Annotated in this window: 1 protein-coding gene; it reads right to left on the bottom strand. The window is 39.3% G+C overall.

Annotation, left to right across the window (positions count from 1 at the left end; all coding sequences use genetic code 11):
• On the bottom strand, positions 1-506 hold a 506-nt coding region (locus tag J8L97_RS23175; RefSeq protein ID WP_211053081.1), incomplete at both ends, for an ISAs1 family transposase.

Here is a 506-nt window from a genome sequence, read left to right as displayed (position 1 = left end):
TTTTCAAGGTATGCTGTGCTGCGCATCGCTTTCTTCTGTTTTGCAGGCATCCCTTTATTAAAACTTGTTTCTGCTTTTAGCTGATTAAATGCAATATGCCTCAGTCCTGCAAATACAGAGGCTGCACCTTCACGCCTTATTCGGCACTCATCTTCTTTAAATCCTACATCTAAACGCCAATGCAATCCATTTTCTATTTGCCAATGTTGCCGTGCTGAATTCGCGAGTTCTTCCGCCGTTAAACACGCTGAACTGATATAGTATCTATAACATAACTCATTGCTTATTTTACCTTTTTCTTTTCTGTAAGAAATAATTACTCCCACTGTCTTTGCGTCTTCCCAGTGTATCGTTTCTGATAAATCACTTACGTCATGGGTAACTGCACAGCACCTAAACTCTTCTCTGTTTTTTTGATAATCGGCTTCATTAAACAAAATGCCTTTTGATGCTTGTCGTGTTATCTCTGGCAATAAAGCTCGCTCTATTTGCGATAATAGCCCTTT

The organism is Pseudoalteromonas sp. MMG012, assembly GCF_018100875.1.
GTDB classification, from domain to species: domain Bacteria; phylum Pseudomonadota; class Gammaproteobacteria; order Enterobacterales; family Alteromonadaceae; genus Pseudoalteromonas; species Pseudoalteromonas aurantia.
This window is presented reverse-complemented; position numbering and strand designations above follow the sequence as displayed.